This is a genomic window from Nodosilinea sp. LEGE 07298 (genome assembly GCF_015207265.1).
GTDB lineage: Bacteria > Cyanobacteriota > Cyanobacteriia > Phormidesmidales > Phormidesmidaceae > Nodosilinea.
In genome coordinates this window covers 1-7,990 of record NZ_JADEXE010000297.1, presented here as the reverse complement: position 1 = coordinate 7,990, position 7,990 = coordinate 1, and the positions used below count along the sequence as shown (strand labels likewise).

Sequence of the window (7,990 nt, the reverse complement as noted above, 5' to 3'; positions counted from 1 at the left end):
GGGCGAAAGCGGCCTGGGCAACCAGGTGGCCGAGCAGGTGAAGCGCCAGCTGCCGATGGTGGAAGACCCTGAAATTCGGGCCTACGTCAACAATATGGGCCAGGGGCTGGCGGAACTGGCGGGGCGCGACGAGTTTGACTACAGCTTTGAGGTGATTATGGATGATAGCCTCAACGCCTTTGCCCTGCCCGGCGGCAAGATCTTCATCAATGCTGGCGCGATCACTAAAAGCCATTCCGAAGCTGAGCTGGCCGGGCTTTTAGGCCACGAAATCTCCCATGCGGTGCTCTCCCACGGCTTTCAAATGGTGACCCAAGGCAACCTCACCTCCAGCCTGGCCTCGTTTATCCCGATTCCTGAGGTGGCGAATATTGCCGCTGGCCTGATTGTGTCAAGCTACTCCCGCGACATGGAGCGTCAGTCTGACATCTTGGGCACCAAGCTACTGGCCAACAACCGCTATGCCGCCGACGGCCTGCACAATCTGATGATTACCCTTGAAGAAGAGTACGGCAACCGGGGGGTTAGCTGGTTTGCGTCGCACCCCAATCCGGGCGATCGCGTCAGCTATCTAAAGCAGCTGATCGACCAGGGCGGCTTTGACCGCTACGCCTACGAAGGGGTCGAGACCCATCTCAAAATGCGCCACAAGATGAGCCGCCTGCTGACCGAGTACAAGCTAGAGCAGGGCATTGAAGCGGACGCGCCGATTAACGGCCCTAGGGAAAGGTAAATCCATCCGTTCAGGGACTATACAGGGGCGCAGCAGGCTGCGCCCCTACTATTCAGAGGTGGCCACTTCCTCAGGAAGGGCTTCGCTCAACGCCCGACGGGCAATGCGGGTAACGTAAAGGGTGACCGCCACCGTCGCCACCAGACCCACAATGCGAATAATCCACTGGACTGTAGCGGCCTCAGGCGATTGGCTACCATCGCCTGCCCCCAGGGTGGCCAGGTTTCCCACCAAAGACCCCAGGTAGACGTACATGATGGTGCCAGGCAGTATGCCTACCGAGCCAACTACGTAGTCTTTGAGCGAAATTTGGCTCAGCCCCAGCGAGTAGTTGAGCAGGTTAAAGGGGAAGACCGGCGACAGCCGCAGCAAAAAGATAATTTTGCGCCCGTCCTTTGCGATCGCATCGTCAAGGGCCTGAAAACGGGGACTATGGGCAATTTTGCTGGCTACCCAGTCGCGAGCTACGTAGCGACCCACTAAAAACGCCGCCGTGGCCCCTAGCATGGCTCCAACAAAGACCAAAGCGGACCCTTTAATGACCCCAAATACCACCCCCGCCCCCAACGTCACCACCGAGGCAGGCACAAAGGCTACTGTGATCACAATGTAGAGCAGGATAAAGGCCAGAGGCGCGATCGCCCCCAGGCTGTCAATCCAGGCCAGGGCCTGCACTAGCTGCTGCTGCAGTGAACCAATCAACGATAAATCTGAGGCCGTCATCACTGTTTGGATGAGCGGCATGGGGGGCATCAGCATGGGTGCGATTGTCATTGGCGCTGCGATCGTTTGGGCTACCGCCGGAACCTGGGGAAACGCCACTGTGGCCACACCGAGCCACCCCAGAAAACGCAGCGTTTTGGCCGACACCGGACGCGATTTAAGTCTAATAAACATACCTTTAAATGGAATGAAAGGACGATAGATAAATGTCGCTGAAATAAGCGCTTCGCGATGCTCCAAGACCGGCCCAGCAAGGCCAACGCCGAAAGCTTTCATGCCCTTAGGGCGGGCACTGCCCACCAGCCTTAATTCAGTGCCACCAAACGATAGATGACCGATGAACGGATTGATTGAATCAAGCCCATGCCCCTTTTCCTGGGGCTGATATCTCCATTCAAGCTCAGCCCCCTGAGACGGCCCTGAGAATTTTGTAAGTATGGCTGAGGTTACGTATCAGCCTGTTCTCAGAATGGGCTGCTAGAGTCAAGATTAGGTCGTTTTGTCACAGCTTTCGGCCTTCCCTGTAGGCTCATTTTCTATGGCGCGTGTTTGGCTTCAACCGATTACTCCCTTTCGTCACCCGCTGCACGGGCGCACGATCGATTTAAGGTCGCTACAAACCCGCCTCACCGCTGGAGTGGTGCTGGCATCGCTGGTGGGAATTGGCTCATTGGCCACCTGGATGGGCTGGCGCATGCAGCAAATTATGCTCAACAGCCGCCAACAGGGCACCACCCTGATCGCCGATCGCCTGCAGGAAGATGTGCGCTACTACAGCGAGATGATGACGACCCAGGAGGCCCTGACCCGTGTGGTTGAGTACCGAGCCACGGGCGACCTGGCGATTTGGGTCGAGACACCAGCGGGCGATCGCCTGGCTCAGTCAGAAACCCTCACTATGGGGTCGTGGCAGACCTCGGGCGTGAGCGACGCCCTGCTGAGTACGTCGGTGCCCATAGGGGTGAAAATCGTGCCGGTGCAGGGCTGGCGGCTGGTGGTGTGCGCCAGCCGCCTAGAGCTGCCCGGACTGCCTCCGGCTACCCTGTACATTGCCGACGACATCACCGCCGAATACCAGGGTCTTCAGCAGCTAGTGCGGATGCTGCTAATGGCCAGTCTGCTGCTGATTGGCCTGCTGTCGGTGGCTTTTGCCCTCTACATTCGCCGCACCCTCAGCCCAATTCGACGGCTAAACCAGCTGGCCAGCCAGGTCACCGCTGACACCCTCGACCAGCCCCTCAATCTGGAGGCCGCCCCCACCGAACTGCAAGAGCTGGTGCGCAGCTACAACCTGATGCTAGCCCGCCTGGCCAAAGCCTGGGGCCAGCAAAAGCGCCTGGTCAACGATATCTCCCACGAGCTGCGCACGCCGCTATCGCTGGTGCAGGGCTACCTGGAGAGCACCCTGCGGCGGGGGCACAACCTCACCGCCGCCCAGCGGGAGGGGTTAGAAATTGCCGCTGCTGAAGCCAACCGCACCACCCGTCTGCTGACCGAAATTTTGGATTTGGCCCGCCTGGATAATGGGCAGGGAGTGCTCACGCTAGAACCCACCGACCTACAGGACGTGATCCACCAGGCGGTAGCGATCGCAATCACAGCCGCGACCACCACCCAGCCCAGCCCCGAGGCGCGGGTGAGGGTTGCCGCCTGTGCCCCAGTCATCGCTCAGGCTGACCGTCAAAAACTCTGCTCGGCCTTAGTCGAGCTGATCGATAATGCCCTCCGCTACGGCGACCCGCAGCAGCCGGTGCAGGTTTCGCTCACGACCCAGGAGGGCTGGGCTACGATTCAGGTGCAAGATCAGGGATCGGGCATTCCGGTTTTCTGTCAAGGCGATATTTTTGAGCCCTTTTACCGTATGGATGAGGCCCGCTCCCGTACCAGCGGCGGTACCGGGCTGGGGCTGACCCTGGTGCGATCGCTCGTTGAGGCGATGGCAGGCCAGGTTACTGTTCAATCGCGGCCTAACTGTGGCAGCGTGTTTACCCTTCGTATACCTATTTGAACTGGAGACACCTATGGGCGTTCGCATTTTACTGGTGGAAGACGAAGAGAAGCTGGCCAAGTTCGTGCAGCTAGAGCTGTCTTATGAAGGGTACGAGGTGAGCGTAGCCCACGATGGTCTCTCGGGGCTCATGGCTGCCCGTGACCAGACTCCCGATCTAATTATTCTCGACTGGATGATGCCGGGATTGACTGGGGTCGAGGTGTGCCGTCGCCTGCGCCAAACCGGCACCGCCACGCCAGTGATTTTGCTTACCGCCAAGGACGACGTCAGCGATCGCGTAGAAGGGCTAGATGCCGGGGCCGATGACTACGTCGTTAAGCCCTTTAGCATTGAAGAACTGCTGGCCCGCGTGCGCGCCCACCTGCGCCGCACCGAACCGCAAGATGCCGAACTTTTAGTGTTCGGCGATCTCAGCCTCGATCGCCGCAGCCGTGAAGTGCGCCGGGGCTCGCGACCAATCGAACTCACCGCTAAAGAGTTTGACCTGCTGGAATATCTCATGACCAATCCGCGTCAGGTACTCACCCGCGATCGCATTCTTGAGCAAGTCTGGGGCTACGACTTCATGGGCGACTCCAACATCATTGAGGTCTACGTGCGCTACCTGCGTCTCAAGCTCGAAGCCGAAGGCGAAAGCCGCCTAATTCAAACCATGCGCGGCGTCGGCTACGTACTGCGCGACTAGGCCGCATAGACATCGAGATAGTCATCGAGCACCCTGGCCCAAGCTATACCTACAAAAAAGCCCAGCTAACGCCGGGCCGTTTGGATGTGAGTCAGGTGCGAACCGCATTACAAAATGCATAGATGGTTCACTTTCATAATGGTTGCTAGGGCGATCGCTAGGGTTAACGACCGATTAAGCCAACCTGATGGCAAGATAAATAAAATAGTGGGCCAGCACAGCTACCCAAAGGTAGACTCGCTTAGCCCAAAAATAGCTTAAAAAGGCTTCAGCTGTAGGCAAGTTACTGCTGAAGCTTAGGGATTGACCAGACAACAATGTACGAGCCAATCAGTCTTTCTCTCGGCGGGAAACGCTGCGCAAACCGCTGCACTCAGCCCTCGGTGCCCGAGGGCTGAGTGCAGTCGAAACCTGACTTTTGACACCATTAACCCGCAGATGCCTGAGTCGCCACGGCACCGCATAGCCGCCTGTAGAACTAGGCCTGATAGTTATCAGGGGGGAGAACTTCGCGGCTGGAGCGCTCTAGCATGTTTGCCCGACGATTTTGCTGCTGCTGCCGATTGCGCACGAGAAGACGACGAGCCTGATCTTGAGTAGAAGCCATGGAAAACCTCAAAAAATTCTGTATCTAAAGTTACTAAATACAACCTAAGCATAACTTTCTTGGGGTCGGTTGGGGTTAAGGTTTGCCTGTGATGACATTAATCTTTGGAAAAATTCTTTTAAGGCTCCTAGTCCTCGAAGGCTGAAATAAGTCCACTATTCCGGCTCGCTTGGCTCCCCAGCTCCCTCGCGATTGGCAATAGTCGCCACACTTAGGCGACTTCTGGAAAATAGTTTCCCGAATGGTGGGCGGTGCCCACCCTACAGCGGCTACAGTCACTGGATTGAAGCTGGTATTTTCTTTCCCAGAGATCTCCTATGCCGCTGTCTACTAGGCTATTGGATCGGTATAGCCAGAGTCACCTGGGTTAGGACATCAATCAAGCCTGAAAACGTTCAAACGTTTGAACGCTCGTCTGACAGACGTCCTAACCCGATTGGCTACAGCTATAACAGCCATTCAAAGGCCGGGGTTGCGCCTTGTAGGATAAAGGTTGAATGCCAAGAGGTGTACGGTGCAAAAGGCTTTCAAAGTGGCCCGTGTCATGCTGTCGGTGTACTACGCCTACATGGTGGAATATCGGGCTGAGCTGGTGTTTTGGGTGCTCTCGGGCACGTTTCCGCTGATTTTGATGGGGCTGTGGGTGGAAGCGGCCCAGGGCGACCAGTTCGACCTCAGCCCCACGGATTTGGTGCGCTACTTTCTGGCGGTGTTTTTAGTGCGCCAGTTCACCGTGGTCTGGGTGATCTGGGAGTTTGAGCGCGAGGTAGTCGAGGGCAGGCTGTCACCCTACCTATTGCAGCCCGTAGATCCGGCCTGGCGACACTTTTTCAGCCATGTATCCGAACGGTTTGCCCGGCTGCCCTTTGCCTTTTTGCTGGTGGGGCTATTTTTGCTGCTCTACCCCTATGCCGCCTGGCTGCCCCGGCTCGACAACCTGCTGCTGGGGCTGCTGGCAATTATGCTGGCCTTTTGCCTGCGGTTTTTAATGCAGTACACCTTTGCGCTGGCCGCCTTTTGGACGGAGCGGGCCAGCGCCCTGGAGCAGTTTTGGTTTTTGCTCTACACTTTTCTGTCGGGTATGGTGGCCCCGCTGGCGCTGTTCCCCGATGCGGTGCGCGAGGTGGTGTTGTGGACGCCCTTCCCCTACCTGATTTATTTTCCGGCCAGCTTACTGATTAACCGGCCTGAGAATGTGGTGCGGGGGTTTGCGGCGATGATTCTGTGGTCGGCGCTGTTTTGGGCGCTCAACCGCTGGCTGTGGCGGCAGGGGCTAAAGCAATACTCGGGTATGGGGGCTTAATGAAACGCTACTGGAAGGTGCTGAGGCTGTTTTGGAGCACTGCGATCGCCGCCGAGCTAGAGTATCGCCTCAATTTTTTGGTCACGGCGCTGATCAGCCTGGGCGGTCTGGCGGGCAGCCTGTTTGGCCTATTTTTGTTCTACCGCACCGGCTACGAGTTTGAGGGCTGGAGCTGGGAGGCCGCGCTGCTGGTGCTGGGCCTGTTCACCGTGCTGCAAGGGTTCTCGGCGATGGTGCTGATTCCTAACCTGAACAAAATCGTCAACCAGGTGCAGCAGGGCACCCTCGACTTTGTGCTGATAAAGCCGATTAGCTCGCAGTTTTGGCTCTCGACCCGGATCATTTCGCCCTGGGGGCTGCCCGATGTGGTGTTTGGCCTGGTGATGATCGGCTACGGGGGCAGCCGTCTGGGCTTGGGCTGGGCCGACTACGGGCTGGCGATCGTGCCCCTTGCCCTAGGGGCCATTACCCTCTACAGCCTGTGGTTTATGCTGGGGGCCACCAGTATTTGGTTTGTCAAAATCTATAACGTTACCGAGGTGCTGCGGGGGCTGCTGGAGGCCGGGCGATTTCCGATCGCGGCTTATCCGGTAGCCTATCGGGTGTTTTTTACCTTTGTAGTGCCGGTGGCGTTTTTGACCACGGTGCCCGCCCAAACCATGCTGGGCCAGGGCGGGCGCGGATGGCTGCTAGCCTCGGCCCTGCTGGCGGTGGTGCTGCTGCTGGTGGCAAACCGCTTTTGGCGCTTTGCTCTGCGGTTCTACACGAGCGCATCGAGCTAGAAACCTACTCGAACCAGCGCTTCAGCCAGCCCGCATCCTGCATGACGGTGTCGCCTCGATCGCCCCACTGTCGGGCGCTTTCGGCCACATATAGCGCTTGCAGCTGAAGCGGCTGATGGTGCGATCGCCGGGTTGCTCCAGCTAGCCAGCGCTGAGACTCCGCCAGTTCTTCCCCCCGCAATAGCAGCGCCGGATCGCGCAGCTGCCGCTCCCACTGCAACGCTTTGACCAAAAGCTGGGTGTGGGTTTGGTGATAGTTAGCCTCGTGGTGCAGCCTTTTCACCAGTTGGCGGCCCTCGACGCTCTGTAGTAAGGGGCAGGTTAGGGGGGTACGCAAGTCAATGTTCTCTAAGGTTTGCAGCGGCTCTGGCAGGCAATTCGCTGATACTGTTTCGGCTAGTACCGGCACAATGCGCTTGTTCATACTGAGGGCAAATAGCAGCCCCTGCAGGCAAATCGCATCGGCTAGAGCCCGAGGCGTCAGCACCAGCAGGTAGTTATCGCAGGCTTCGGTCGCGCGCGCGACCGCCGACTCAGGGTCAACGATGGTGGGCCAGGGCCGATGACATTCCCAATACTCGATCTGGGCCTCAGTCAGCAGCTGACGCAGGGCGTTGATGGTAGCGGCAACCGGAGTAGCGGCAACCGGGGAAACCGCGATCGTAGCGTGGTCTGACTTATCCCCCCCTGTGCTAGGCCTGTCTGCGGCCGCATAGGCCAAAAATACCCGAGCCGTCAGGTGGGTGGAGTGCTGGTGGGCATCATCAGCGGTTAAGTTGTTCAAAACTTGCACCCATGCTTGCCGTGCGACCAAAGGATGGTCAGGCCCATTAGCCTTTCTGCCTCAGCGTTTGCTTCTAAGCCTTGGGCATGAGAATACCCATTTTTGGAGACGGGGGCAACTATCCTAGCGTCAGCTTTCACCAGGGTAGCGATCGCTACGGTTGAGCCGGTCTACGCCCCCATCAACAGTTTGTGATCGCTCTAGCCAGCCGAGCCAGATCGCTACCGTCTACCCCTACCCCTGTTAAGGTGATCATTCGTACTAGTGCGGTCAATTGGATAAGCTAAAGACGTTACCCCTGGCCGCTTAGAGTCAATGAGTTAGCGTCCCATGATAAACGCGCTATTCGAGCAATTTGTTGA

Annotated in this window: 8 protein-coding genes; 5 read left to right on the top strand and 3 right to left on the bottom strand. The window is 57.8% G+C overall.

The genetic code is table 11. The features are described from left to right. Positions 1 to 733 (top strand): M48 family metallopeptidase (locus IQ273_RS27205; RefSeq protein WP_194026265.1); only part of this gene is annotated, 733 nt, incomplete at its 5' end. A 48-nt stretch (positions 734 to 781) separates the two neighbouring features. Here the strand turns inward: IQ273_RS27205 and IQ273_RS27200 are convergent. Further along, positions 782 to 1,477, bottom strand: a complete 696-nt coding sequence (locus IQ273_RS27200; RefSeq protein WP_278000598.1) for a TVP38/TMEM64 family protein — start codon at positions 1,475 to 1,477, stop codon at positions 782 to 784. A gap of 517 nt (positions 1,478 to 1,994) precedes the next feature. Between IQ273_RS27200 and IQ273_RS27195 the strand changes: the two genes are divergently transcribed. Both IQ273_RS27195 and IQ273_RS27190 read left to right on the top strand, forming a co-directional pair. After that, a complete protein-coding gene (locus tag IQ273_RS27195; RefSeq protein ID WP_194026264.1) occupies positions 1,995 to 3,464 on the top strand; it encodes a cell wall metabolism sensor histidine kinase WalK in 1,470 nt (489 codons plus the stop codon). A 13-nt stretch (positions 3,465 to 3,477) separates the two neighbouring features. Continuing rightward, entirely contained in the window at positions 3,478 to 4,152 is a 675-nt protein-coding gene (locus IQ273_RS27190) for a response regulator transcription factor (RefSeq protein ID WP_194026263.1), read from the top strand. Between the two features lie 478 nt (positions 4,153 to 4,630). On the opposite strand, the gene IQ273_RS34555 is transcribed toward IQ273_RS27190, so the two are convergent. After that, complete coding sequence (locus IQ273_RS34555) at positions 4,631 to 4,759, bottom strand: hypothetical protein (RefSeq protein ID WP_255534699.1); 129 nt, start codon at positions 4,757 to 4,759, stop codon at positions 4,631 to 4,633. 514 nt (positions 4,760 to 5,273) lie between these two features. On the opposite strand from IQ273_RS34555, the gene IQ273_RS27185 reads away from it, so the two are divergent. Together IQ273_RS27185 and IQ273_RS27180 are read left to right on the top strand one after the other, a co-directional pair. Next, entirely contained in the window at positions 5,274 to 6,062 is a 789-nt protein-coding gene (locus IQ273_RS27185) for an ABC-2 family transporter protein (protein WP_194026262.1), read from the top strand. Next, complete coding sequence (locus tag IQ273_RS27180; RefSeq protein ID WP_194026261.1) at positions 6,062 to 6,844, top strand: ABC transporter permease; 783 nt, start codon at positions 6,062 to 6,064, stop codon at positions 6,842 to 6,844. Before IQ273_RS27185 ends, IQ273_RS27180 begins: the two co-directional genes overlap by 1 nt. 4 nt (positions 6,845 to 6,848) lie before the next feature. Here IQ273_RS27180 and IQ273_RS27175 read toward each other — a convergent pair whose 3' ends face one another. Beyond that, positions 6,849 to 7,628, bottom strand: a complete 780-nt coding sequence (locus IQ273_RS27175) for a TIR domain-containing protein (protein ID WP_194026260.1) — start codon at positions 7,626 to 7,628, stop codon at positions 6,849 to 6,851. Positions 7,629 to 7,990 lie beyond the last annotated feature (362 nt).